Below are 23,337 nucleotides of genomic sequence, written 5' to 3'. Positions count from 1 at the left end.
CCTTGTCCCCCTCCCTAAGGAGACCCACCAGATGCCCGCGGACCACCCCAGCCTGCCGCCGGTGCGGCTCCTCTCGGACGCCGAACTGGCCCGGGACGCGCTCGCCGCGCCGCTCTTCGCCCGAGCCGTGCGCCTCGCCCGCTGGGCGGGCCCGGAGACACGGGTGGGCGCCGGGGGCGAGCTGGTCGACGAGCTGCTGCCCGCCGCGGCCAGCCGGCTCGACCTGGGGGAGGGGCTGTCGGAGGGCGACGCCGAGGTGTACGCGAGCGAGGCGTGGCGCGTGGCGGTCGACACGGGGCTGGTGGAGGTGGTGGAGGCCGAGGGGCCGGACGAGCCTGCCGCTTCCGCCGGGGCCGAGGGGGCTGGAGGGCCTGACGGTTCCGACGGGCCGGGCGAGGCCGCCGGGCCCGGTGGGGTCGAAGGTTCCCCGGGAGCCTTGGGGGGCTCGGGAGCCCCGAAGTCGTCCCCGGGGGCCGGGGGTTCCCCGGAGTCCTCCGTGGCCGGTGAGGCGGACGAGCCCACCGGGCGGGTCACCCCCGGTGAGCAGCTCGCCGTGATCACCTCCGGCTCCCCGCAGGACATCCTCTCCCTCTGGCTGGACGCCCTGGATGTCGCCCTGGCCGATGCCAGCGTGCCGGTCTTCGACGATCTCGCCGCGGCCATCGACGGCGACGGCGAGATCGACTTCGACGCGCTCGACTGGGACCCGGAGGCGGAGTCGGAGTTCCTCGAAGGCGTCCTCGGCAACCTCTATCTGCTCACCGTCGCGGACGGCGGGCGCGCGGACGGGCCCGTCCCGCTGCCCGTACTCGCCGCGTCCATGATCGTCCCCGACGACATGGGCGAGCCCACCGACGATGTCCTGGAGCAGGTCTCCGAGGCGATGATGCGGCTGGACGAGCAGTTCCGGGTGCTGGAGCCGATCGGGCTGGTCAGCTACGTACCGGTGGACGAGACCCTGATGGAGGAGGACGCGGAGGACGCGGAGCCCCTGGACGGGCCCGCCGCCGGGTCCGGGGGCGGGCCCGGGGCGGAGGCGTCGCCGGTCGGCGCGGACGACGTCACCCGGTACGGCATGGTCCGGCTGACGCCGCTCGGCCTCTACGGGATCCGGGCCCGGATGCTGGAGGCGGGCATCACCGCGCCCGTGGTGGGCGAACTCGCCGACAAGGACGCCCACGCGCTCCTCGACGGCATCGCGCGCTTCCCCGAGTCGGCCGCCCGCGCCGAGACGGAGCGGTGGCTCGGCCGGCGCGAGCCGCTGGAGGCCGTACGCGACCTGCTCGCCGCCGCGCGCGGCACGGACGCCGGGGCGCCGTTGCGCCGCCTCCAGTGCCAGCAGGCGCTCTCGCTGGCCGGCGCGGAGGCCGAGCCAGCGGTACGGGAGGTCCTGGACGACGCGGAACTGGGCGGCCTGGCCCGGGTCTGGCTGGCCGAACTGGGCGCGGGGAACGTACCCGCGCCGCCCGAGTCCATGATCTTCTGGCTCGCCGTCGACACGATCGCCGCGCAACTGGACGCGGAGGGCGAGCCCGACGAGCTGCGGGAGCTGGTGGAGGGGCTGGTGGGACAGCACAGCGGCTTCTTCGAGGCGGCGTGGCGCGTGGACCACCCGGCGACGGCGGACGTCCTGGAGGCGATGGGCCGCCTCCACCGGGACCGCACGGTGGCGAAGGACGCCCGCAAGGCGGCATTCAAGGCACGCTCCCGCCAGGGCAACTGACCCCGCCGCCGGGCACCACACCGACACGAACCAGCGCCGCTCCGGTACGGCAGAACGCCGGCGCGGCGCGGCCCGTTCCGGCCCGGCACCGCCCGGCGCGGCCGGGTGTGGTGCGGTCCGCTCCGGGCCCGTGCTGTTCCGGCACCGCCCGGCGTGGTGTGTTCCGGGCGCGGCGTGGCCCGGCGGCGCCTCGCATGCCCGGCCCGTTCCCGATGTCAGTGCACGTACGAGGCTCCGTTCAGGTCCAGGACCGTGCCCGAGGACCACTCGGCCCGCGGGGATGCCAGCCAGCGGACCGCCTCCGCGATCTCCTCCGGGGTGGCCACGCGGGCGAAGGGGCTCTGGGCGCGGATGGCTTCGCCCTCCTTGCCGGTGAGGCGGTGGGCCACGCGTTCCGTGTCGAAGAAGCCGGGTGCCACGGACGCCACGCCGATGCCGTGCGGGGCCAGGGAGACCGCCAGGGACTGGCCCAGGGCGTGGACGGCGGCCTTGGTCGCGCCGTACGCGGGGTGGTCCGGTTCGCCCCGGTAGGCGCCCCGGGAGCCGATGTTGACGATACGGCCGGGGGCGCCTCGGGCGATCATGTCGTGCGCGGCGCGGTGGCTGAGCAGCGCCGTCGCCAGGAGGTTGACGGAGAGGTGGCTCTGCCACGCCGCCGTCCACTCCTCGTACCCCGTGGTGGGCAGCGGATGGGGTGAATTCACCGCCGCGTTGTTGACGAGCACGTCGATCCCGCCCAGCGCCCGCACCGCCTCGTCCGCGACGCGTGCCGCCTCCGCCGGGTCGGAGAGGTCGCCGCCGACCAGCACATGGCCGCTCCCGTGCAGCGACTCCAGGGTGCGTTCGGCTTCGGCGGCACGGCTGCCGTAGTGGACGGCGACCCGGTCGCCCTGGGCGGCGAAGGCCCGGCAGACCGCGCGGCCCAGGCCGCGCGACGCGCCGCTGACCAGGACGGAGCGTCCGGTGGCGGGGAGGTTCATGGGGTGGGGCCTCTCGATGTCGGGCGGTGTTCAGGTCGTGTTCAGGAGCGGGCGGGAGGCTGGGGAGGTTCGGGAGGAGGCTGGGCCGCCAGGACCTGGGGGCGCGCCTCCTGGGGAGGGGGCTTCCCGTCGGGCCGGCCTCCGTCCCCGGTCGGCCCCCGTCCTTCCCCGGTCCGGACCCCGTCCGTACCGCCGTCGCCCCCGTCCGTACCGCCGTCGCCTCTGTCGTTCCATCCGTACCACCGCCACCGCCCTCTCCGACACCAGGGATCCCCATGTCGCTGACCCGCAGGGAATTCACCGGCAGTTCCGCGCTCACCGGCGCGGGGCTCCTCCTCACCGGCTCCGTGGGAGCGCTGGCCACCGCGCCCGGCGCGCTCGCCGCCGACGACGCCCCCGAGGTCGCCTCGGGACCCGCGCCCGAGCCGGGGTACGGGCCGCTGGTCGCCGACCCGCGCGGCGTGCTCGCCCTCCCCGCCGGGTTCACGTACCGGATCCTCACCCACAGCGGCGTCACCCGGCTGGAGAGCGGCGAGTTCACGCCCTCCAACCACGACGGCACCGCGAGCTTCGAGGGCCCCCGGGGCGTCACCCTCCTCGTCAACAACCATGAACTGGAAGGGCCCAGGGCCGACTGGGAGCACCCCGTTCCGCTCACCGAGGGCCTGGTCTACGACCCCGCGGCGGCCGGCGGCTGCACCGTCGTGGAGACCCGCGCCGACGGCCGGACCGCCGAATGGGTCGGGATCGCCGGCACATCGACCAACTGCGCGGGCGGACGCACCCCGTGGGGCACCTGGCTGACCTGCGAGGAGAACACCGACCGCGCCGGCGAGAACGGGATGACCAAGGACCACGGCTATGTCTTCGAGGTCGACCCCTACGACCGGCGCGCCAACCGCGACCCGCGCCCCGTCAAGGCGCTGGGCCGGTACGACCACGAGGCCGTCGTCATCGACCCGCGCACCGGATACGCGTATCTGACCGAGGACGCCTCCGGCCCCAACGGTCTGCTGTACCGGTGGGTTCCGCCGCATGGTTTCCGGCACGGCCATGGTCGGCTCGCCCGGCTCGCGGACGACGCGGGCGCGCTCCAGGCGGCGCGCTGCTTCGACGTACGCGGCGCGTTCGTCGACGACCTCTCGCGCGCCACCCGGATCGGCACGGTCTACGGCGTGGACTGGGTGGACGTGCCCGAACGGGACGCGCGGAGCGTCGACGTACGGAAGCAGTTCGGCGAGGGCGACGTCACCCGGGGCAGGAAGCTGGAGGGCATGTGGTGGGGCGACGGGGGCGCGTACCTCGTCTCCTCGTACGCCCGCGCGGAGAGCCCCGGCACCCCGCACGACGGCCAGGTCTGGTTCTACCACCCCCGGCGGCGCACCCTCACCCTCAAGGTGCTGCTCGGCGTCAACCCCGATCCCACGAAGGACGGCGCCTTCGACGGGCCCGACAACATCACCGTCTCCCCGTACGGCGGACTGGTCATCGCGGAGGACGGCGCGGGGCTCCAGCACCTCTTCGGCGCGACGGAGGGCGGGCGTACGTACCCCATCGCCCGTAACGATCTCAACGACAGCGAGTTCACCGGGGTCGTCTTCTCGCCGGACGGCCGCACGCTCTTCGCCAACATCCAGGAACCGGGCATCATGGTGGCCGTCACCGGGCCCTGGCGGCGCACGCCGCGCCGCTGAACGCGCGCCGACGGGCATGCGAGGCCGCGCCGACGGGCCGGGGAATCCCGGGGGCGGGGAAGGTTCCCGGGGGTACGGGCATGGCGCGGCGGGGCCCCTTGGGCCCATACTCCACGTGATGACAAAGTCAGCCGGATCCCGGCGCCACCTGCCCTCCAGTCCCTTCAACCGCCAGGCTCCGGCCTCGCCTCCGCCCGAGCAGTTCGATGTGGGGGACCGGGTCTCCCACGACCAGTTCGGGCTGGGAAGAGTCATCGGAGTCGAGGGCGAACACGCCGTGCTCATCGATTTCGCGGGCCGGCAGGGGCGGATTCTCAGCCCCTTCGCCAAGCTCACCAAACTCTGAGGCCCCGCACCGGCCCAGGCCCCAGGCCCCGGGTCCCTGCCCGTGAGCCACCGGCCCCGGGCGCGGGGCCCGGGGCCTTGTGCCGTCCCCGCCGCGCGGCTGACCTCGGGCGGTCCCGGGCGGTCCCGGCGGCCTCAGAGGATCTTCGCCGCGGGCTTCACCATCCCCCGTACCGTCCGGGACTTCTCGAACGCGCCGAGCGCGGTCATCTCCCACTCGCCGGAGAACTGCCGGATCAGCTTCGCCATCATCACGCCCGTCTGCGGCTCGGCGCCGGTCAGGTCGAAGCGGACCAGCTCCTCGTCGGTCGACGCGTCGACCAGCCGGCAGTACGCCTTGGCGACCTCCGTGAACTTCTGCCCGGAGAAGGAGTTGACGGTGAAGACCAGGCCGCTCACCTCGGCGGGGACGCTGCCCAGGTCCACGACGATCACCTCGTCGTCGCCCCCGCCCTCACCGGTGAGGTTGTCACCCGAGTGCTTGACCGCCCCGTTCAGGATGGTGAGCTTGCCGAAGTAGCAGCTGTCCAGGTGGTTACGGGTCGGGCCGTACGCGATGACCGAGGCGTCCAGGTCGATGTCCTTGCCCCGGAACGCGGGCTCCCAGCCCAGGCCCATCTTCACCCGGCTGAGCAGCGGGGCGCCGCCCTTGACCAGCGAGACCGTCTCGTTCTTCCGGAGGCTGACCCGGCCCTTGTCCAGGTTGATCTTCCCGCCGCCGGGCGCGGGAGCGGGCGCGGCGGGCATCGGCGGCGGCGTGCCCGGCATCGGGGGAGCGGCGACCCGGGGGTCGGCCACCGCGGCCACCGGGGCGGGCGCCGGGGCGGCGGGCGCCGGGGCCGGCTCCTCCACGGAGACGCCGAAGTCGGTGGCGATCCCGGCCAGACCGTTCGCGTACCCCTGACCCACCGCGCGGACCTTCCACGCCCCGTTGCGCAGATAGATCTCCACGACCACCAGCGCCGTCTCCGTACCCAGCCGGGGCGGGGTGAACGTGGCCAGCTCGGCGCCGGTGGCCGCGTCGCGGACCGTGGCCGTGGGCTCGATGCCCTGGAAGCTCTGGCCGGCGGCGTCCGGGCTCGCCGTGACGACGATCTTCTCGACACCGGCGGGGACGGCCGCGGTGTCGACGACGATCGCGTCCGGTGCCGCGCCCCCGCCGGAGCGGTACGTGACGCCGGGGCCGGCCGGCTGGTTGTAGAAGATGAAGTCGTCGTCCGAGCGCACCTTGCCGTCGGCGGTGAGCAGCAGGCCCGATACGTCGAGCCGCACCGGGGCGGCGACGTCCACCGCGACACGGGCGGTGGGGAGGGGGATGTTCGAGCCTGGGGTCATAGCTGTCATGCCGGGGTAACGAACGGTCCCGCTTTGCCGTTCCCTTACTCAGCACCCGGTCACCGTCGTACGCGGTCACGGCGTACGGGCCAACCCTTACCCGGCCACCCCTTACCCGGCCGTGTGAACCGCCGCTGAACCGCCGCGCTCAGTACGGCCACTGCGGCGGGTTCGTCGTGAACGCGCCGCCCAGCCGGGTGTGTTCCGGGTTGGCCGGATCCGCCTCGCCCTGTTCCGCGATGAGCTTCTCCGCGTACTGCTCCGAGTCGTCCTGCGGTTCGTACCCGAGCGCCCGCGCCGTCGACAGGTCCCACCACAGGCGGGTGTTGGCCGACGAGCCGTAGACGACGGTGTGGCCCACCTCCTCGGCGGTGAGCGCCGCGTGGAAGAGCCGGGCGCAGTCCCCGGGGCTCAGCCAGATGGAGAGCATCCGTACGGTGGTGGGCTCCAGGAAGCAGGATCCGATCCGTACGGAGACGGTCTCCTGGCCGTGCAGATCCCAGTAGAGCTGCGCCAGGTCCTCACCGAAGCACTTGGAGAGCCCGTAGAAGGTGTCGGGGCGGCGCGGGGTGTCGATCGGGATCAGCGGATCGCCCTGCCCGGGGCGGGGGGTGAAGCCGACCGCGTGGTTGCTGGAGGCGAACACCGTGCGCTGTACGCCCGCCTCGTGCGCCGCCTCGTACAGGTTGTACGTCCCCTCGATATTGGCGCGCACGATCTTGTCGAACGACGCCTCCAGCGAGATGCCCGCCAGGTGGATGACCGCGTCCACACCCGACACCGCCTCGCGCAGCGCCACCTTGTCCGCCAGGTCCGCCGTGATGGCGCCCGGCTCGCCCTCGATCGGCGTGGCGTCGAAGAGCCGCAACTCGTATCCGTACGCCGGAAGGAGGCCCCGCATCAGGGTGCCGAGGCCGCCGGCGGCGCCGGTGAGCAGGACGGTGCGGGGTGTGCGCATGGGCGGAATCTCCTCGACGGTTCGGAGTCAGATACGTGGATGGAATTCACATGCGCGGACAAAATAGGGAGTGCCGCGGTACACCGTCAAGTGTCGCCCGAAGGCGGCCGATCCGTCCCCTGGTTGCGGCGGAGCGTCTTGACCGGTGTGTCAGCGCCGCATTAGCGTGACGCCGTTCAGGGACATGGACGGCGAACACATTGGTGCACGGATGGGTCCGGACGGCCGAGGAGGACGCATGAAGTCCATGAAGACGTCCATGAGGACATCCGTCTTCGTCTACCCCTGGGATGTGCTGGGCGACCCCGAAGCGCCCGCCAGGATCGCGGACCTCGGCGTCGAACAGGTCACCCTCGCCGCCGCGTACCACTCCACCCGCGCCCTCACCCCGCGCCACCCGCGCCACCGGGTCGTCACCGCCGAGTACGCCGCCGTCCTCTACCCGCCGGACCCCGCCCGCTGGGCCGGCCGGACGCCGCGCCCGCACCCCGCCGGGCCCTGGGCCCCCGGGGACGCCTACGGCGAGGCCGCCGCGGCGCTGGCCGGGGCCGGGCTCGACGTGCACAGCTGGGTCGTCCTCGCCCACAACTCCCGCCTCGGCGCCGAACACCCCGGCACCTCCGTGGTCAACGCCTACGGCGACCGCTACCCCTGGGCGCCCTGTATCGCCCGCCCCGAGGTCGCCGCGTATCTGACCGGCCTCGCCGCCGAGGCCGCCGTACGCCCCGGCACGGGGACGAGCGGCACCGAACTGGAGTCCTGCGGCTGGTACGGACTGGCCCATCTGCACGCCCACGACAAGACCTCGGGCATCGCGCTCGGGGACGCCGCGCAGTACCTGATGTCGCTCTGCTTCTGCGCGGTCTGCCGGGAGGGGTACGGGGCCGTGGGCGCCGACCCGGACGCCCTCGCCGCCACCGTACGGCGCGCGCTGGAGCCCGTATGGGCCACCGGGTCCCAGGAGAGCGGCTGGCCGGCCGTCGGGAAACTGCTCGGCGCCGACCTGGCCGCCCGTACCGCCGAGTGGCGGCACGGCGTCGCCCGGCGCCTCCAGGAGGCGGCCGTCGCCGCGGTACGGGCCGAGGCGCCCCCCGGCTTCCAGGTGCTGCTCCACGCCGACCCGGCCCCGTACCGGGTCGGCGCCAACGCCGGTGTCGACCCGGCGCACATCCTCGGCGTCGCGGACGGTGTCGTGCTCCCCTGCGGCGGCGGCGCGGCCGAGGCGATGCTCACCCCCTTCGCCGGACACCGCACCCCCGCCTCCGTCCTGGCCGCCAACTTCCCCATCGTCACCGGCATGGGCGGCGCCCCGGCCACCCTCGCCGCCGACGCCGCCCGGGCCGCCCGGCTCGGCGCGACGGAACTGCGCCTCTACCACGCGGGCCTCGCCTCCGGCCCCGACCTCGCGGCGGTCAGGGCGGCACTCTCACAGCTCGACGGCTGAGCCGGGCGCGGCGGGCGGGGCACCGGTCGGCGCCCCGGAGGCCGCGCCGGGCGGCGCGGTGCGCAGCAGCCACCACGCCGTCAGCACCCCGGCCGCCCCGGCCAGCGGCAGCAGTACGGTGTGGCCGACCACGGCGACCAGCCCCGCGCCCAGCGCCAGGGCCACCGCGTTCGGCACGTACAGCACGGTGTTGGCGCTCGCCGCCGTCCGGCCGAGCGCCTCCGGCGGCGTCTCCCGCTGGACCGCCGTCAGCGCGGCGATCAGCACGCACGGCAGCCCCAGGCCCACCCCCACGGAGCCCGCCAGCGCCGCCGCGTCGTACGGCACCGCCCGCGCCGCCACGGAGACCGCGAACAGGGCGATCCCGGCGGCGGCGTACGCCCGCTCCGGCAGCCGCCGCAGCAGCGGCCCTGCCGCCACGCCGGTCAGTACCGACCCGGCGCCCTGCGCGGCGTAGAGCACCCCGGCGTACGCGGGGGCGTGGCCGAGACCCCGGTCGATCACCGCGTAGATCAACGCCCCATTGACCCCGGCGAGCAGCATCGTCACGGCCCCGGCGACCACCAGCGGCCGGACGGCCGGGGAACCCCGCAGCCGCGCGACCCCGTCCGCGAACCCGGCCCGCCAGGCGCCCGGCGCCGCCGGAGCCGGCCGCTCCTCCCGGACCCGCAGCAGCGCGAAGACCCCGGCGGCCACCACGAACGTCCCCGCGTCGAGGAGCGCCACCGGGCCGCCGCCGTACCGCGCGTAGAGCGCCGCGCCGGCCGGCGGCGCCAGCAGCTTCATCCCCTCGTTGGCGGTCATCCGCAGCCCGTTGAAGTCGCCCAGCAGCCGCCGGTCCACGGCGGCGGTGACCAGCGCCGCCTCCGCCGCGTCCTGGACGACCCCGCTCACGCCGTACAGGAACAGCACGGAGAACAGGATCCACAGCCGCCCCGCCGAGTCCACCACGGGCAGCGTGCTGAGCAGCGCCCCCATCGCCAGGTGCGAGCCGATCAGCAGCGGGCGCCGCCGCACCCGGTCCGCCACCATCCCCAGCAGGGGCCCGGCCAGCACGGGCGCCCACAGGGCGAAGACCGTCAGCGCGGCCAGACTGTCCGACCCCGTCAGCGACTTGACCCAGACCCCCGCCACCAGCCACATCGCCGAGGTACCGAACCCGGAGACGACGACCCCGGTGAGACAGAGAGCCGCGTTCCGGTCCCGCAGCACACCCATCCGCCCCGTCCCTCCGCTCCACCGGCACCGGGCGTCAGTGTGGCCGCTGAGGAGCCGCCCACCACATCGGGAGAAGGACCTACTTACTGTCGCGTGGACGCCTTAGCGGGTGGCTTGGTGGACGCCTTAGTGGGTGCCTTGGTGGCTGCCGTGACGGATGGCTCACAGATGCCTTGGGGAGCACGCGCACTGCCATGGCGGAAGCGGTCACTTCAACGCGGCCTTCATCATCTTCTGGGCGATCGGCGCGGCCAGTCCATTGCCGCTGACCTCCGAGCGGGCCGCGCCCGAGTCCTCCACGACGACCGCCACCGCGACCTCCTTACCGCTGGAAGCATCCTTCGCGTAGGAGGTGAACCAGGCGTACGGGGTGCGGCTGTTGGCGACGCCGTGCTGGGCGGTGCCCGTCTTGCCGCCCACCTCCGCGCCGTCGATCTTCGCGTTCGTGCCCGTGCCGTCCTCGACCACCGTCACCATCGCACTGCGCAACTGGCGCGCCGTGTCGGCGGAGACGATACGGGTGGTGTCGCCGTCCGGGTACGACTGCACGGTGTCGCCGTTCGCGTCGACCACCTTCGACACCATGTGCGGCGCGGCCGACAGACCGTCGTTCGCCAGCGCCGCCGAGACCATCGCCATCTGGAGCGGGGTCGCCGTCACGTCGTACTGGCCGATGCCCGACAGGGCCGTCTGCGCCCGGTCCATGCCCGACGGATAGACGCTCGCGGAGGCCCGTACCGGCATGTCCTGGGCGGAGTCGTCGAAGCCGAAGCGCTCCGCCATCGCGCGCACCTTCCGCTGCCCCAGGTCGTCGGCCATCTTCGCGAAGACGGTGTTGCAGGAGTAGCGCAGGGCGGTACGGATGGAGGCGTTCGCGCAGGGCGCCGAGGCGGACTCGTTGCGGAGCACCGTGGAGGTCGTCGGCAGGGTGTACGGGTCGGGGCTCTCCGTCGCCTCGTCCACCGAACCGTAGAGCCCGTCCTCCAGCGCCGCCGCCGCGACGACCAGCTTGAACGTCGAGCCGGGCGGCAGCGGCTGGCGCAGGGCGCGGTTCACCATCGGCTTCTCCGCGTCCCCGGTGAGCTCCTTCCAGGCGGCGCCGTCGCCCGCCCCGCTGATCCGGGCCGGGTCGTACGAGGGGGTGCTCACCACGGCGAGGACCCGGCCGGTCTTCGGGTCGATCGCCACGGCGGCGCCCTTGGCGGAGCCCAGCGCCGCGTATCCGGCGCGCTGTACGTCCGGGTCGATGGTGGTCAGCACATCACCGGGGGCCGCCTCCTTCCCCATGAGCGCGTCGAGCGGGTTCTGGAGGCGGCTGTCCGTCCCGTCGAGGACATCCGCGTAGATGCCCTCCAACTGCGTCGCGCCGAAGGCCTGCGAGCTGTATCCGGTGACGGGCGCGTAGAGGGCACCGTCCTTGTAGGTGCGCTCGTACGCCAGATCGCCGCCCTCGGTCCGCCGCGACCCCGTGACCGGCGAGCCCGCCACGATGATGTCGCCCAAGGGGTGCGCGTACCGGGCGATCGCGGTACGACGGTTGTACGTGTCGTCCGCGAGCGCCTTCGCCTCGAACGCCTGCACCCAGGTCGCCCGCACCAGCAGCGCGAACACCAGGGCGAGGCAGATGACCGCTGTGTGCCTGATCGTCTTGTTCATCCCGCTGGAGAGACGAGCGGGGGAGGGGGCCGTGTTCCGCCGACCGGCCCTTTTCAGGAAGTCTTCATCCTGTTTCAGGAAGCCTTCATCCTGAGCGCACCGGAAGGGGACGAACCGAGCGGGCGGAACGGACGGGCCGGACGGACGCCGGACGGACCGAGCGGATCGCCGTCGTCACGGCCTCATGGCCGCACGGCGTCACAGCCTTCTCGTCGCCAGCGTCAGCCGGTCGCGCGCGTCGAAGAGCGCGTCCTGGATCATCTGCTCGTGCGCCGGCGTCAGCCGCGCCACCGGCACCGAGCAACTGATCGCGTCCCGCGCGGGCGTCCGGTACGGGATGGCGATACCGAAGCAGCGCAGCCCCAGGGTGTTCTCCTCGCGGTCCACCGCGTACCCCTGCTCCCGTACCGCGTGCAACTCCTCGATCAGCCGCTCGCGGTCCGTGATCGTGTGCTCGGTCAGAGCGGGCAGCTTCTCCGGCAGCAACTGGCGCACCTGCTCGTCGCTGTGCGTCGCCAGCAGCGCCTTGCCCAGCGAGGTCGAGTGCGCGGGCAGCCGGCGGCCGACGCGGGTGAAGGGGCGCAGATAGTGCTGGGACTGGCGGGTGGCGAGATACACCACGTTCACGCCGTCCAGCCGCGCCAGGTGGATGGTCTCGCTGGTGTCGTCCGAGAGCCGGTCCAGCGTCGGACGGGCGGCGGCCACCACCTCGTCGCCGTCGATGTACGACGTGCCGACCAGCAGCGCCCGTACGCCGATGCCGTACCGCGTCCCCGTCGCGTCCGTCTCCACCCACCCCAGCTCCACCAGCGTGCGCAGCAGCATGTAGAGGCTCGACTTGGGGTACCCGACCGCCTCCTGGACGCTGGCCAGCGCATGCATGCCGGGCCGGCCGGCGAAGTATTCGAGCAGCTCGACCGTCCGTACCGCGGACTTGACCTGCGTGCCACCGGTTTCCGCCGCCGCCATGACCCTCGCCTCTTCCGGCCGCTCGTCTCGGCGCCCCCGACCGCCCTTGACCACGCGGAACGCGCGGAAATAGAGTCCTGGGAGCATTCACCATCAGGAATCTTGTTCAGAATACCGAACAATCCGGGGCAGGGGACCTGCGACGGAGACGGTGCCTGACACAGAGAGCATGGTGAACGCCGAGCGGTCCGTAGGCCAGTAGGCAGTAATCCGTAGGCCAGTAACCAGTAAGTCGGGAAGGAAGCCGCGGTGGCAGCAGCACCAGTCTGGAGTGTCGACCCCCGAACGGGGAAGCCGCGCGAGCAGGTCGCGCAAGAGGCCACGCCGGAGGAGGTGGACAGCGCGGTACGCGGCGCGCACGCCGTCCGGGGGGCGCTCGCGGACCGTACGACCCGCGCCGCCCTGCTCCGTACCGCCGCCGACCTGCTCGACGCGGCCGGGGAGCATGTCATCGAGGCGGCCGACGCCGAGACCGCGCTCGGGCCGGTCCGGCTCACCGGCGAACTCGCCAGGGCCACCGCCCAGTTGCGGGCCTTCGCCGAGGTCGTCGACGAGGGCGCGTTCCTCGACGTACGCATCGACCACGCCGACGGCGACCGCACCCCGCCCTGGCCCGACCTGCGCCGCTACAAGGTGCCGCTGGGCGTCGTCGCCGTCTACTCGGCGAGCAACTTCCCGTTCGCCTTCTCCGTGCCCGGCGGCGACACCGCCAGCGCGCTGGCGGCCGGCTGCCCCGTCGTCGTCAAGGCGCACCCGGACCACCCCGCCACCTCCGAGCTCTGCGCCTCCGTGCTGCGCAGGGCCGCCGCCGAGGTCGGGCTGCCCGAGGAGGTCGTCACCGTCGTCCACGGCTTCGAGGCCGGGGTCGAGCTGATCAAGCACCCGCTGGTCGCGGCGGCCGGCTTCACCGGTTCGGTACGGGGCGGACGCGCCCTCTTCGACGCGGCGGCGGCCCGGCCGGCGCCCATCCCCTTCCACGGCGAGCTGGGCTCCCTCAACCCCGTGGTGATCACCGAGGCGGCGGCGGCCGGGCGCGCCGAGGAGATCGGCACCGGTCTCGCGGGCTCGATGACGCTCGGCGTCGGCCAGTTCTGTGTGAAGCCCGGCTTCGTGCTCGCCCCGGCCGGCGAGCCCGGCGACCGTCTGCTCAAGTCCCTGACCACGGCGGTCAGCGAGACCGAGCCCGGTGTGATGCTCGACCACCGGATGCGCGACGCCTTCGTCGCCGGTGTGGCGGAACGCGCCGCGCTGCCCGGTGTCGAGGCCCCCATCACCCCCGGCGCGGGCGGCGAGCACACCGTCAGCGCGGGCTTCCTCACCCTGCCCGCCGGACTCCTCGCCGAGGAGGGCCCGCACGACCTGCTCCTGGAGGAGTGCTTCGGCCCGGTCACGGTCGTCGCCCGCTACTCCTCGACGGACGAGATCACCACGGTCCTCTCCCGCCTCCCCGGCAACCTCACCGCCACCCTCCAGCTCGCCGCCGAGGAGGCCGACGGCACCACGCCCGGCGCCGCCGGACTCCTCGCCGAGGTGACCCCGCTCGCCGGCCGTGTGCTGGTCAACGGCTGGCCCACCGGGGTCGCCGTCGCCCCCGCCCAGCACCACGGCGGCCCGTACCCGGCGACGACCTCCACCTCCACCTCGGTCGGCGCCACCGCGATCGAACGCTGGCTGCGCCCGGTCACGTACCAGTCGACCCCGGCCGCCCTCCTCCCGCCCGAGCTGCGCGACGAGAACCCCCTCGACCTCCCGCGCCGCGTGGACGGCCGCCCGGAGAGCTGACACCCCGGCCGTTCCCGTACCCTTCCGCCGCCCCGCCGTGCCCTGTGCGCGGTGGGGCGGCGCTGCTCCGGACAGGTGAGGGCGGAACGTTTCTGTACACCCTTTCGGGTGGCTCCGTGCCCCGGCGCGGCTCCGGCCGGGGCAGGCTCGTGGGGCTCAAGATCCACCAGCGCCACCAGCCCCCGCCGCCAGCACCACAGAGGAGTCCTCCCACCATGCGTCTGCGTCCCACCCTGGCCGCCGCCGTCGGCGCCCTCACCCTGCTCGTCGCCCTGCCGGGCCAGGCCTCGGCCGCCGAGGGCACGTTCTCGTACGTGTACCACGACCTCGAAGGGGACCAGCGGGTCGGCCGGCTCGTGGACCCCGAGAGTCGCGAGTGCATCACCCTCCGCGAGGCGGCCTGGGAGTTCGTGCCCCCGGCCCACACCCCGCGCAACATGACCAACTCCAGCGCGACGGTCTTCACCGACGTCGACTGCGAGGGCGACCACTACACGCTCCGCATCGGCGGTTTGGGGTCCGAGCGGCTGAAGCTGCGCTCCGTCGTCTTCTCCTGACGTGTCGGCTTCCGGGGAGGTCGGGAGATAGACCATGGATTACGAAATGCGCGCGGAGTACGAGCCGGGCGGTCCCCCCGAGGATCCCGAACCCCGCTTCTACGTCTGGCACATGACCCGCGCCGACGACGTCACCGCCCTCTGCGGACGCGCCCTCGACCCGGGCGCCGCCACCCAGTCGGCCGACGCCTGGGGCACCCCGGCCGGGATGCCCCTCTGCCACGCGTGCGGCGCCTCGTACATCCACCAGGTACCGCACCACGGGGTCTGAGGGCGGGGCCCCAGGACCCCGGGCCCCGGGCCCGGGACCCCGGGTCAGCAGGCCGGCCCGGCTCCGGATCCGAGAGCCGGGCCGGAGCCGGAGCCGGGGGAGGGGGCGCCGGGGGCGGCATCGGGGGCCGGGGCCGCCTCCGTGCAGAGGTTCCGCTCCACCTTGGCGAGCAGCCGCGCCAGCTCCGCGCGCTCCGTCGCGTCGAGCCCCTTCAGGGTGTGCCGCTCCAGCTCCGTCCAGGTCTCCGCCACCTCCGTACGGAGCGCGCAGCTCGCCGGTGTCGCCTCGACCAGCGAAGCGCGGCGGTCGGCCGGATCCGGGAAGCGCTTCACATGGCCCGCGCTCTCCAGCCGCTGGAGCATCTTGGTCACGGTCGAGGGATCGAGCCCCATCGCCTTGATCAGCTCGGCCTGGCGCGCCGCCGGGGCGTCCCAGAGCCGCATCATCAGGAGCTCCTGGCCGGGATAGAGGCCGGTGCGCCGCAGCAGCTTCGCCGCCACGGTGCGGTGCAGCCGCGCGACCCGGTACAGGGCGTGGCTGAGCGGGCCGCCGCTCGCGACGGTGGGCGGTTCATACGTACACGCGGGATCGCCCGCGCTCTCCAAGGTCATGCCGAGAGTTTAAATCCATTTATCATTGGCCGGCCAAGGAATGAGTTACGGTGGTCCCTCGTTACTTACTTGGTCGGCCACATATTGCCCCGGCCGTACGGGCGGCGCTGCCCTGGCCGCCCTTTCCCTCTGCCTGGAGACCTCCATGACCACCGCCTTCGACCCGATCGACCTCGCGGGCGTCCAGCTCGCCAACCGCATCGCACTCGCCCCGATGACGCGCAGCCGTGCCTTCGGCCCGGGGAACTCCCCCACCGACTCGACCGTGGAGTACTACACCCAGCGCGCCTCCGCCGGGCTGCTGATCACCGAGGCCATCCAGCCCTCCGTGGTCGGCCAGGGCTACCCGGACACCCCGGGGCTGCACAGCGCGGAGCAGGTCGCGGCCTGGCGCCGGGTCACCGACGCCGTGCACGCCGCAGGCGGCAGGATCTTCGCCCAGCTCATGCACGGCGGGCGGATCGGCCACCCGGACCTCTACCCGGACGGCCGGGAGCCGGTCGGCTTCTCCCCGGTGGCCGCGCCGGGGCAGGTCTATCTGCACAGCGGCCCCAAGGACCTCGTGGTCCCGCGCGAGCTGACCTCCGACGAGATACGCGCCACCGTCGACGACTTCGTCTCCGCCGCCCGCAACGCGATCGACGCGGGCTTCGACGGCGTCGAAATCCACGGCGCCAACGGCTACCTCGTCCACCAGTCCCTCGCCCCCAACACCAACCTGCGCACCGACGAGTGGGGCGGTTCCGTCGAGGGCCGGATCCGCTTCGCCGTCGAGCTGACCCGCGCGGTCGTCGCGGAGATCGGCGCCGCGCGCACCGCGATCCGGATCTCGCCCGCCAACGGGCAGCTCGGCACCGAGGAGCCCGACCCGGAGCCGACGTACACCGCGCTCGTACGGGAGCTGGAGCCGCTGGGCCTCGCCTACCTCAGCCAGATCGAGTACACCCGGGAGCTCACCCAGACCCTGCGCAAGCTCTTCTCCGGCACCTTCGTCCTGACCGTCAGCGCGGAGAACGGCGTCGACGCCGAGGCGCTGAAGACGATCGAGGACGGCACCGCCGACCTCGTCACCTTCGGGCGGCTCTTCCTCGCCAACCCGGACCTGCCCGCCCGGCTGAAGGCGGGCGGCCCGTACAACACCCCGGACCGCGCGACCTTCTTCGGCGGCGGCGACAAGGGGTACACCGACTACCCGGCGCTGGCGGGCTGACCCGGGCCGGGCTGATCCGGTACGTACGCGGAAAGGGCGTGGCCCGGCCGGATGTGCTGTCCGGCCGGGCCACGCCCCTCGCGTACGTACGGATGTACCGGCGGTACGAGGTCAGCGCACCGGGGTGAAGTCCCGCGCCCCGATGAACTCCGGCCGCCGTACCGGCGCCGCGAACGGCTCGACCGCCGTGTTCTCCACGCTGTTGAACACGATGAAGACATTGCTGCGCGGATACGGCGTGATGTTGTCGCCGGAGCCGTGCATGCAGTTGCAGTCGAACCAGGTCGCCGAGCCGGCCTTCCCCGTGAAGAGCCGGATGCCGTGCCGGTCGGCCAGCGAGGTCAGCGCCTCGTGGGAGGGCGTGCCCGCGTCCTGCATCCGCAGCGACTGCCGGTAGTTGTCCTTCGGTGTCTCCCCGGCACAGCCGAGGAAGGTCCGGTGCGACCCCGGCATGATCATCAGACCGCCATTGGTGTCGAAATTCTCGGTCAGCGCGATCGACACCGAGACGGTCCGCATGTTCGCGAGCCCGTCCTCCGCGTGCCAGGTCTCGAAGTCCGAGTGCCAGTAGAAGCCGGAGGCGCCGAAGCCCGGCTTGACGTTGATCCGGGACTGGTGGACATAGACATCGGAACCGAGGATCTGGCGGGCCCGCCCCACCAGCCGCTCGTCGCGCACCAGCCCGGCGAACACCTCGCTGATGCGGTGGATCTCGAAGACGGACCGCACGTCCTGGGACTTCGGCTCGATGACCGAGCGCTCGTCCGCGCGCACCTCCGGGTCGGCGATCAGCCGGTCCAGCTCGGCCCGGTAGAGGGCGACCTCGTCCGGTCCGATGAGCTGATCGACGGTGAGGAAACCGTCCCGTTCGTACGACCCGAGCGCGTCCCGGGCGATCGGGCCCTCGGCGCCGGGCGCGGACCACACCACCGGGTCCTGGCGCGGGGTGGTCACCTCGCCGAGACCGCGCGTCGGGTACAGGTCGGTGTGCACGGGGGTGGCGGTCATGGTCAGCCCTCCTCGGTCAGCAGCGGGTAGACGCCGTTCTCGTCGTGGTCCTCCCGCCCGGTCACGGGGGGATTGAAGACGCAGACACAGCGGAAGTCGGTCTTCGGGCGGAGCGTGTGGCGCTCGTGCCCGTCGAGCAGATACATCGTGCCCGGGGAGATCCAGTGGGTCTGCCCGGTCTCCTCGTCGGTGAGCTCGGCCTCGCCCTCCACGCACAGGACGGCCTCGATGTGGTTGGCGTACCACATCGACGTCTCCGTACCCGCGTACAGAACGGTCTCGTGGAGCGAGAAGCCGACCTTCTCCTTGGCGAGCACGATGCGCTTGCTCTCCCAGGTGCCCGAGGCTGACCTGACATGGCGGTCGGTGTTCTCGATGTCCTTGAACGATCGGACGATCACGGTGCGTTGACGCCTTTCTCTCGGATCCCTCTCGGGAGTTGACCGGTTCCTTCCGAACCTTTCGGTCTTCTTCTTGCGGTCAGGCGGTCGGGCAGCCGGCCGGTCTCGCGGTCGGGCACCCGGCCGGTCAGGCGGCCAGGCGGCCAGGCGGCCAGGCGGTCAGGCGGTCTCGCGGTCAGGCGGTCTCGCGGACCGCGCGGGCGAGCGTGCGCAGCCCCTCGTCCAGCTCGTCCGCCGTGACGGTGAGCGGCGGCAGCAGCTTCACGACCTCGCTCTGCGGTCCCGACGTCTCCAGCAGCAGCCCCAGCTCGAAGGCGCGGGCGCAGACCGCGGTGGCGCGCCCCTTGTCGGCGAACTCGACGCCCCAGACCAGGCCGCGCCCGCGGATCTCGGGCACGTCACCGGCGCACTCGGCGCGGAGCGCGGTGAGCGCGCGCTCGATCTGCTCGCCGCGCGCGAGGGTCTGCTTCTCCATCTGCCCGTCGGCCCAGTACGTGGTGAGCGCGGCGGCGGCGGTGACGAAGGCCGGGTTGTTCCCCCGGAAGGTGCCGTTGTGCTCGCCCGGCTCCCACACGTCCAGCTCGGGGGTGAAGAGACAGAGCGACATGGGCAGCCCGTACCCGCTGATGGACTTCGACAGGGTGACGATGTCCGGGGTGATGCCCGCCTCCTCGAAGGAGAAGAAGGCACCGGTACGGCCGCACCCCATCTGGATGTCGTCCACGATCAGCAGCATGTCCTGCCGCTCGCAGAGCCCGGCCAGCGCGCGCAGCCACTCGGGGCGCGCGACGTTGATGCCGCCCTCGCCCTGGATCGTCTCGACGATCACGGCGGCGGGCTTGTTCAGCCCGGAGCCCTGGTCCTCCAGCAGCCGCTCGAACCAGAGGAAGTCGGGCGTCTGCCCGTCCAGGTAGTTGTCGAACGGCATCGGGGTGCCGTGCACCAGCGGGATCCCGGCCCCGGCGCGCTTGAAGGCGTTGCCGGTGACGGCGAGCGACCCCAGCGACATGCCGTGGAAGGCGTTGGTGAAGGAGACGATCGACTCGCGGCCCTTGACCTTACGGGCCAGCTTGAGGGCCGCCTCGACCGCGTTGGTGCCGGTCGGTCCCGGGAACATCACCTTGTACGGGAGGTCGCGCGGCCGGAGGACGACGTTCTGGAACGACTCCAGGAAGGCCCGTTTCGCGGTGGTCGCCATGTCGAGACCGTGGGTGATGCCGTCGCGCTCGATGTAGTCGATGAGCGCCCGTTTCAGCACCGGGTTGTTGTGGCCGTAGTTGAGCGAGCCGGCACCGGCGAAGAAGTCCAGGTAGCTGTGGCCGTCCTCGTCCGTGAGGCGGGCGCCCTGCGCGCGGTCGAAGACGGCGGGCCAGCCGCGGCAGTAGCTGCGCACCTCGGATTCGAGGGTCTCGAAGACGCTGAGGGCGGGCGGGGTGATGGTCATGGGTCTCTCCAGCCGGTGGGAGGTGCGGGGGTGGCGCCGGCGCGGTCGGACGGCGTGACGGACGGCGCGGCGGTTCGGCGGCGATGCGGCGGCGGTACGGTCGGCACGTTCGGTACAGCGATACGTACGGCGGTACAGCGATACGTACGGCGGTACGGCGGTGCGTACCGCGATACGGCGCGGGAGGCGGCGGCCGGTCCCGGGCCCGGCGCGGGCTTCCGGGAGCGGCCCCAGGGCTCAGAGGGCGAGCGGGCCGATGCGGTACAGCACCTCGGGCTGGTGGACCCCGTCGGGGAAGAGCCCGCCGTCGAAGAGGACCTCGCGCTCCAGCTCCGCGTCATGGCGGGCGGCGTACGCCGTGAACAGCCGGTCCGATGCGGTGTTGTCCGGGGTCACGGTCGTCTCCACGGCCGTGATGCCCCGCTCCTTGGCGGTCCGGACGGTCAGCTCGTCGAGCAGCGTCCCCGCGAGCCCCCGGCCGCGGTGGTCCGCGTCCACGGCCACCTGCCAGACGACCAGCGCCTCGGGGCGCTCGGGCCGTACGTACCCGGTGGCGAAGGCGATCGGCTCGCCTCCCTCCGCGCGGGCGACGACGGACGTCGCGGCGAAGTCACGACACCAGAGCAGGTAGCTGTACGAGGAGTTGAGGTCCAGGACCTCGGAGTCGCGGGCGATGCGCCAGATCGCGGCTCCGTCCTCCACTCGCGGGGTGTCGATCGTCAAGGGCCGGTCGAATTCGCTTCGGGCGCCTGCAAGGTCTGCTTGTGCGGCGGTCATGTGAATTGAATTTACCGAGCAAATCAGCAAGATGCATCTGCGGCAGGGGTTGGGAGATAAGCGGTCCTGTGTTATCGCGCGGGCGCGGACACGGCGGGGAAGCGGCAGCGGGATGGGGTGGTATGAGGTGAATAATACGGGCAAAACGGTGGGACTTGTGGGGTCGGTCACATGTCCGTAACGCTCGCGCGACGCTCCGGAATCACCCCCGGGATCGTGCGGAAAATCAGGGTGTTTAGGCCCGGAGAAAGCGGGCAGAAGAAAACGGGAAGCTGCGCCGGATAAAGCAGCTTCCCGTTTTCATTAATTCATCTGCTTTTTGGTGTGCCCTGGGGCGGCGGCCGTCCCGCCGCCTTAATTCCCGGATCGGTCCGCGTCCGTGCCGGCACCGGCTTCGGCAGCGGCTTCGGCAGCGGCCCAGGCGGCGTCCGCCGCGCGCACCGCGCCCGCCGGGTCCACCTCGGCCCCGCCGCCCGCCAGCACGGCCCCCAGCGCCACGAGCGAGGCGCGCACCACCTCGGCCGTCGCGTCCGCCCCGTAATGGTTCACCCGGACCATCTCCCCGGCCAGTGCGCCCCCACCTGCCACCAACGGCAGCGACCCGTCGCCTGCCAGCGCCTTCGCGACCAGCGCGGTGGCGTCCACCCCGGCGGGGGTACGGAGCGTCGTGGCGACCGGGGCGGCCTCCTCGGCCCGGGTGACATACGGCGCCAGACCGCCCCGGAGCGCCAGCGCGCCCGCCCGGGTGGCGGCAGCGGCGGCGGCGTGCCGGCCCATGACCGCCGCGAGCCCCGCCGCCTCGATGCGCTCCACGCACGCCTCCAGCGCCAGCGTCTCCAACTGGGCGGGGGCGTGCGGCAGCGCCCGGCGGCCCGCGTCGATCCAGCGCTCCTTCCAGTCGAGCAGTGAGAGGTACGAGCGCCGGGGCGCCCCCGGATTGGCCGCGAACCGCTCCCAGGCGCGCGGGCTCACCGCGACCGCCGAGACCCCCGCCGGGCCGCCCATCGCCTTCTGCGCGCCGATCACGCACAGGTCGATGCCCCAGGCGTCGGTCAGCAGCGGCTCGGCGGCCACCGAGGCGACCGCGTCGACCATGAAGAGCGCGCCGTGGGCCCGTACCACCTCCCCGATCGCCGCCACCGGGTTGGTGTTCCCGGTCGCCGCCTCCGCGTGCACCAGCGAGACGAAGCCGATCTCCGGGCGCTCCGCCAGGGCCTGGGCGATCTGCTCGGCGGTGACCGCCGTGTGGAACGGCACCGCCAGGTCCACCACGGTCGCGCCGCAGTCCCGCAGCCAGTCCCCGAAGGTCTGCCCGTACGGCCCGGTCACCACGTTCAGCGCGGTCGTACCGGGCCCCGCGGCACCCCGGATGCACCCCTCCAGGGGGAGCAGGGCCTCGCCCTGGGTGATCACGACATCGTTCTCGGTGGCCAGCAGGGCGGCGACGCGGCGCTCGACGGCGGCGAAGTGCGCGGCGGTCAGCGGGGGCAGGTCCAGCAGTGGGTGGTGTGTCACGGAGACGCTCTCTTCGGATGCGGATATGGAGGCGGATACGGAGGTCGATACGGAGAGGGGAATCCCTCGCGGATCGAGCGTACTCACGGCCTCGTACAGTGCTCGCCATGAGCGATCACAGGGGTCACGGCGAGCACGGTGAGCACGGCGATCACGGCGATCACGAGGTGCTGCGGGTCACGGGGCGGGTCCTGGTCGGCCCCGAGGAGGTCAGGGACGACCTGTGGGTGGTGGACGGCCGGATCACCTACGAACGGCCCGCCGGCGCCCGTGACATCCGTACGGTACGGGGCTGGGCGCTGCCCGGCCTGGTCGACGCGCACTGCCATGTCGGGCTCGACCGGCACGGCGCCGTGGACCAGGCCACCAGCGAGACCCAGGCGCGCGGCGACCGCGACGCGGGCGCCCTGCTGCTCCGGGACGCCGGATCGGCCGCCGACACCCGCTGGATCGACGGGCGCGAGGACCTGCCGAAGATCATCAGGGCGGGCCGGCACATCGCCCGCACCCGCCGGTACATCCGGAACTACGCCCATGAGATCGAACCCGGCGACCTGGTCGCGTATGTCGCCAGGGAGGCCCGGCGCGGCGACGGCTGGGTCAAGCTCGTCGGCGACTGGATCGACCGGGAGGCGGGCGATCTGACCCCCTGCTGGCCGCGCGCCGAAGTCGAGGCGGCCATCGCGGAGGCGCACCGGCTGGGGGCGCGGGTCACGGCCCACTGCTTCGCGGAGAGTTCGCTGCGCGACCTGGTCGAGGCGGGCATCGACTGCGTCGAGCACGCGACCGGGCTCACCGAGGAGACCATCCCGCTCTTCGCCGAGCGCGGCGTCGCCATCGTCCCGACCCTCGTCAACATCGCGACGTTCCCGGCCCTCGCCGCGGGCGGCGAGGCGAAGTTCCCGCGCTGGTCCGCGCATATGAACCGGCTGTACGAACGCCGCTACGACACCGTCCGCGCCGCGTACGACGCGGGCATCCCGGTCTTCACCGGCACCGACGCGGGCGGCGGCCTCGCCCACGGCCTGGTCGCCGGCGAGGTGGCGGAACTGGTCGCAGCGGGCATCCCGCCCCTGGCTGCCCTCTCCGCCACCACCTGGGCTGCCAGGGCCTGGCTCGGCCGCCCGGCCCTGGACGAGGGCGCCCCCGCCGACCTCGTGGTCTACGACGAGGACCCCCGCGCCGACGTACGGGTCCTGGCGGCGCCCCGGCGCATCGTGCTCAACGGACGGGTGGTCGGCTGAGCGCCCGCGCCGGTCGCTGCCCCCGCACCCCCGGCGCTTCGCCCTTGTGCCCCCGGCCATTCGGGTGAACGGCGGGAACGTCCGTGCCAGAGAAATCGAATTTGGACCCGAAAACCCCACTTTAGGGTGAAGTCGCTTCTGGTGCTTACCGGTTCACTCTCCGTACGTATGAGTATTCCGGTGTCCCGGTCGCCA

At 73.0% G+C, this 23,337-nt stretch carries 21 protein-coding genes; 9 read left to right on the top strand and 12 right to left on the bottom strand.

The features are described from left to right. Window positions 1-31: 31 nt before the first annotated feature. Entirely contained in the window at window positions 32-1,723 is a 1,692-nt protein-coding gene (locus AB0O07_RS10955; protein WP_365630502.1) for a hypothetical protein, read from the top strand. 215 nt (window positions 1,724-1,938) lie between these two features. On the opposite strand, the gene AB0O07_RS10950 is transcribed toward AB0O07_RS10955, so the two are convergent. Beyond that, window positions 1,939-2,703, bottom strand: coding sequence for an SDR family oxidoreductase (locus AB0O07_RS10950; RefSeq protein ID WP_365630500.1), 765 nt, complete (start codon window positions 2,701-2,703; stop codon window positions 1,939-1,941). A gap of 275 nt (window positions 2,704-2,978) precedes the next feature. Between AB0O07_RS10950 and AB0O07_RS10945 the strand changes: the two genes are divergently transcribed. Further along, a complete protein-coding gene (locus AB0O07_RS10945; RefSeq protein WP_365630497.1) occupies window positions 2,979-4,397 on the top strand; it encodes an alkaline phosphatase PhoX in 1,419 nt (472 codons plus the stop codon). A gap of 118 nt (window positions 4,398-4,515) precedes the next feature. After that, window positions 4,516-4,743: a hypothetical protein gene (locus AB0O07_RS10940; protein ID WP_365630494.1), complete on the top strand. Its 228-nt coding sequence runs from the start codon at window positions 4,516-4,518 to the stop codon at window positions 4,741-4,743. 134 nt (window positions 4,744-4,877) lie between these two features. Here AB0O07_RS10940 and AB0O07_RS10935 read toward each other — a convergent pair whose 3' ends face one another. Both AB0O07_RS10935 and AB0O07_RS10930 read right to left on the bottom strand, forming a co-directional pair. Further along, window positions 4,878-6,086, bottom strand: coding sequence for a TerD family protein (locus AB0O07_RS10935; protein WP_365630491.1), 1,209 nt, complete (start codon window positions 6,084-6,086; stop codon window positions 4,878-4,880). 139 nt (window positions 6,087-6,225) lie between these two features. After that, the gene (locus AB0O07_RS10930) at window positions 6,226-7,035 is read right to left on the bottom strand and encodes an NAD(P)-dependent oxidoreductase (protein WP_365630488.1); all 810 of its coding nucleotides are present in this window, start codon (window positions 7,033-7,035) and stop codon (window positions 6,226-6,228) included. A 259-nt stretch (window positions 7,036-7,294) separates the two neighbouring features. Here AB0O07_RS10930 and AB0O07_RS10925 point away from each other — a divergent pair, with 259 nt between their 5' ends. Further along, on the top strand, window positions 7,295-8,479 hold the full coding sequence (locus AB0O07_RS10925) for a hypothetical protein (protein WP_365631517.1): 1,185 nt from the start codon (window positions 7,295-7,297) through the stop codon (window positions 8,477-8,479). On the opposite strand, the gene AB0O07_RS10920 is transcribed toward AB0O07_RS10925, so the two are convergent. The 3 genes from AB0O07_RS10920 to AB0O07_RS10910 form a co-directional block, all read right to left on the bottom strand. After that, a complete protein-coding gene (locus AB0O07_RS10920; protein WP_365630485.1) occupies window positions 8,462-9,697 on the bottom strand; it encodes an MFS transporter in 1,236 nt (411 codons plus the stop codon). The two genes, AB0O07_RS10925 and AB0O07_RS10920, sit on opposite strands and share 18 nt — an antisense overlap. A gap of 207 nt (window positions 9,698-9,904) precedes the next feature. Continuing rightward, entirely contained in the window at window positions 9,905-11,353 is a 1,449-nt protein-coding gene (locus AB0O07_RS10915) for a penicillin-binding transpeptidase domain-containing protein (RefSeq protein WP_365630482.1), read from the bottom strand. 198 nt (window positions 11,354-11,551) lie between these two features. Continuing rightward, on the bottom strand, window positions 11,552-12,322 hold the full coding sequence (locus AB0O07_RS10910; RefSeq protein WP_365630479.1) for an IclR family transcriptional regulator: 771 nt from the start codon (window positions 12,320-12,322) through the stop codon (window positions 11,552-11,554). Window positions 12,323-12,571: 249 nt separating this feature from the next. Between AB0O07_RS10910 and AB0O07_RS10905 the strand changes: the two genes are divergently transcribed. The 3 genes from AB0O07_RS10905 to AB0O07_RS10895 all read left to right on the top strand — a co-directional run bounded on the left by AB0O07_RS10905 (window position 12,572) and on the right by AB0O07_RS10895 (window position 14,932). Further along, window positions 12,572-14,104, top strand: coding sequence for an aldehyde dehydrogenase (NADP(+)) (locus tag AB0O07_RS10905; protein WP_365630476.1), 1,533 nt, complete (start codon window positions 12,572-12,574; stop codon window positions 14,102-14,104). A 215-nt stretch (window positions 14,105-14,319) separates the two neighbouring features. Then, window positions 14,320-14,661: a hypothetical protein gene (locus AB0O07_RS10900; protein ID WP_365630473.1), complete on the top strand. Its 342-nt coding sequence runs from the start codon at window positions 14,320-14,322 to the stop codon at window positions 14,659-14,661. Between the two features lie 34 nt (window positions 14,662-14,695). Then, window positions 14,696-14,932 carry a hypothetical protein gene (locus tag AB0O07_RS10895; protein ID WP_365630470.1) on the top strand — a complete coding sequence of 79 codons (237 nt, stop codon included), beginning with the start codon at window positions 14,696-14,698 and terminating at the stop codon, window positions 14,930-14,932. A 44-nt stretch (window positions 14,933-14,976) separates the two neighbouring features. Here AB0O07_RS10895 and AB0O07_RS10890 read toward each other — a convergent pair whose 3' ends face one another. Then, entirely contained in the window at window positions 14,977-15,543 is a 567-nt protein-coding gene (locus AB0O07_RS10890) for a MarR family winged helix-turn-helix transcriptional regulator (protein ID WP_365630467.1), read from the bottom strand. Between the two features lie 145 nt (window positions 15,544-15,688). On the opposite strand from AB0O07_RS10890, the gene AB0O07_RS10885 reads away from it, so the two are divergent. After that, window positions 15,689-16,753 (top strand): alkene reductase, encoded by a 1,065-nt coding sequence (locus AB0O07_RS10885; RefSeq protein WP_365630464.1) that lies wholly within the window; start codon window positions 15,689-15,691, stop codon window positions 16,751-16,753. Window positions 16,754-16,864: 111 nt separating this feature from the next. Here the strand turns inward: AB0O07_RS10885 and thpD are convergent, their stop codons facing one another. From thpD to AB0O07_RS10860, 5 genes are all read right to left on the bottom strand, one after another. Beyond that, window positions 16,865-17,761, bottom strand: a complete 897-nt coding sequence (gene thpD, locus AB0O07_RS10880; protein WP_365630461.1) for an ectoine hydroxylase — start codon at window positions 17,759-17,761, stop codon at window positions 16,865-16,867. A gap of 2 nt (window positions 17,762-17,763) precedes the next feature. Beyond that, window positions 17,764-18,162 carry an ectoine synthase gene (locus tag AB0O07_RS10875; RefSeq protein WP_365630458.1) on the bottom strand — a complete coding sequence of 133 codons (399 nt, stop codon included), beginning with the start codon at window positions 18,160-18,162 and terminating at the stop codon, window positions 17,764-17,766. 175 nt (window positions 18,163-18,337) lie between these two features. Beyond that, on the bottom strand, window positions 18,338-19,606 hold the full coding sequence (gene ectB, locus AB0O07_RS10870) for a diaminobutyrate--2-oxoglutarate transaminase (protein WP_365630455.1): 1,269 nt from the start codon (window positions 19,604-19,606) through the stop codon (window positions 18,338-18,340). A gap of 237 nt (window positions 19,607-19,843) precedes the next feature. Continuing rightward, complete coding sequence (gene ectA / locus AB0O07_RS10865; protein WP_365630452.1) at window positions 19,844-20,383, bottom strand: diaminobutyrate acetyltransferase; 540 nt, start codon at window positions 20,381-20,383, stop codon at window positions 19,844-19,846. 354 nt (window positions 20,384-20,737) lie between these two features. Continuing rightward, window positions 20,738-21,898 (bottom strand): aminotransferase class V-fold PLP-dependent enzyme, encoded by a 1,161-nt coding sequence (locus AB0O07_RS10860; protein ID WP_365630449.1) that lies wholly within the window; start codon window positions 21,896-21,898, stop codon window positions 20,738-20,740. A gap of 107 nt (window positions 21,899-22,005) precedes the next feature. Here AB0O07_RS10860 and AB0O07_RS10855 point away from each other — a divergent pair, with 107 nt between their 5' ends. Beyond that, window positions 22,006-23,142, top strand: coding sequence for an amidohydrolase family protein (locus AB0O07_RS10855; protein WP_365630446.1), 1,137 nt, complete (start codon window positions 22,006-22,008; stop codon window positions 23,140-23,142). Window positions 23,143-23,337 lie beyond the last annotated feature (195 nt).

The organism is Streptomyces sp. NPDC093085 (assembly GCF_040683935.1).
GTDB lineage: Bacteria > Actinomycetota > Actinomycetes > Streptomycetales > Streptomycetaceae > Streptomyces.
The sequence above is the reverse complement of the archived record's forward strand: the minus strand, read 5'-3'. Positions and strand labels throughout refer to the sequence as shown.

Bases quoted from the DNA above. Each gene is read 5' to 3' on its own strand.
- AB0O07_RS10895 (WP_365630470.1), top strand. From the start codon at position 14,696: ATGGATTACGAAATGCGCGCGGAGTACGAGCCGGGCGGTCCCCCCGAG.
- AB0O07_RS10935 (WP_365630491.1), bottom strand. From the start codon at position 6,086: ATGACAGCTATGACCCCAGGCTCGAACATCCCCCTCCCCACCGCCCGT.
- AB0O07_RS10940 (WP_365630494.1), top strand. From the start codon at position 4,516: ATGACAAAGTCAGCCGGATCCCGGCGCCACCTGCCCTCCAGTCCCTTC.
- AB0O07_RS10945 (WP_365630497.1), top strand. From the start codon at position 2,979: ATGTCGCTGACCCGCAGGGAATTCACCGGCAGTTCCGCGCTCACCGGC.
- ectA (WP_365630452.1), bottom strand. From the start codon at position 20,383: ATGACCGCCGCACAAGCAGACCTTGCAGGCGCCCGAAGCGAATTCGAC.
- AB0O07_RS10885 (WP_365630464.1), top strand. From the start codon at position 15,689: ATGACCACCGCCTTCGACCCGATCGACCTCGCGGGCGTCCAGCTCGCC.
- AB0O07_RS10930 (WP_365630488.1), bottom strand. From the start codon at position 7,035: ATGCGCACACCCCGCACCGTCCTGCTCACCGGCGCCGCCGGCGGCCTC.
- AB0O07_RS10890 (WP_365630467.1), bottom strand. From the start codon at position 15,543: ATGACCTTGGAGAGCGCGGGCGATCCCGCGTGTACGTATGAACCGCCC.
- AB0O07_RS10955 (WP_365630502.1), top strand. From the start codon at position 32: ATGCCCGCGGACCACCCCAGCCTGCCGCCGGTGCGGCTCCTCTCGGAC.
- AB0O07_RS10915 (WP_365630482.1), bottom strand. From the start codon at position 11,353: ATGAACAAGACGATCAGGCACACAGCGGTCATCTGCCTCGCCCTGGTG.
- ectB (WP_365630455.1), bottom strand. From the start codon at position 19,606: ATGACCATCACCCCGCCCGCCCTCAGCGTCTTCGAGACCCTCGAATCC.
- AB0O07_RS10925 (WP_365631517.1), top strand. From the start codon at position 7,295: ATGAGGACATCCGTCTTCGTCTACCCCTGGGATGTGCTGGGCGACCCC.
- AB0O07_RS10920 (WP_365630485.1), bottom strand. From the start codon at position 9,697: ATGGGTGTGCTGCGGGACCGGAACGCGGCTCTCTGTCTCACCGGGGTC.
- AB0O07_RS10910 (WP_365630479.1), bottom strand. From the start codon at position 12,322: ATGGCGGCGGCGGAAACCGGTGGCACGCAGGTCAAGTCCGCGGTACGG.
- thpD (WP_365630461.1), bottom strand. From the start codon at position 17,761: ATGACCGCCACCCCCGTGCACACCGACCTGTACCCGACGCGCGGTCTC.
- AB0O07_RS10855 (WP_365630446.1), top strand. From the start codon at position 22,006: ATGAGCGATCACAGGGGTCACGGCGAGCACGGTGAGCACGGCGATCAC.
- AB0O07_RS10950 (WP_365630500.1), bottom strand. From the start codon at position 2,703: ATGAACCTCCCCGCCACCGGACGCTCCGTCCTGGTCAGCGGCGCGTCG.
- AB0O07_RS10900 (WP_365630473.1), top strand. From the start codon at position 14,320: ATGCGTCTGCGTCCCACCCTGGCCGCCGCCGTCGGCGCCCTCACCCTG.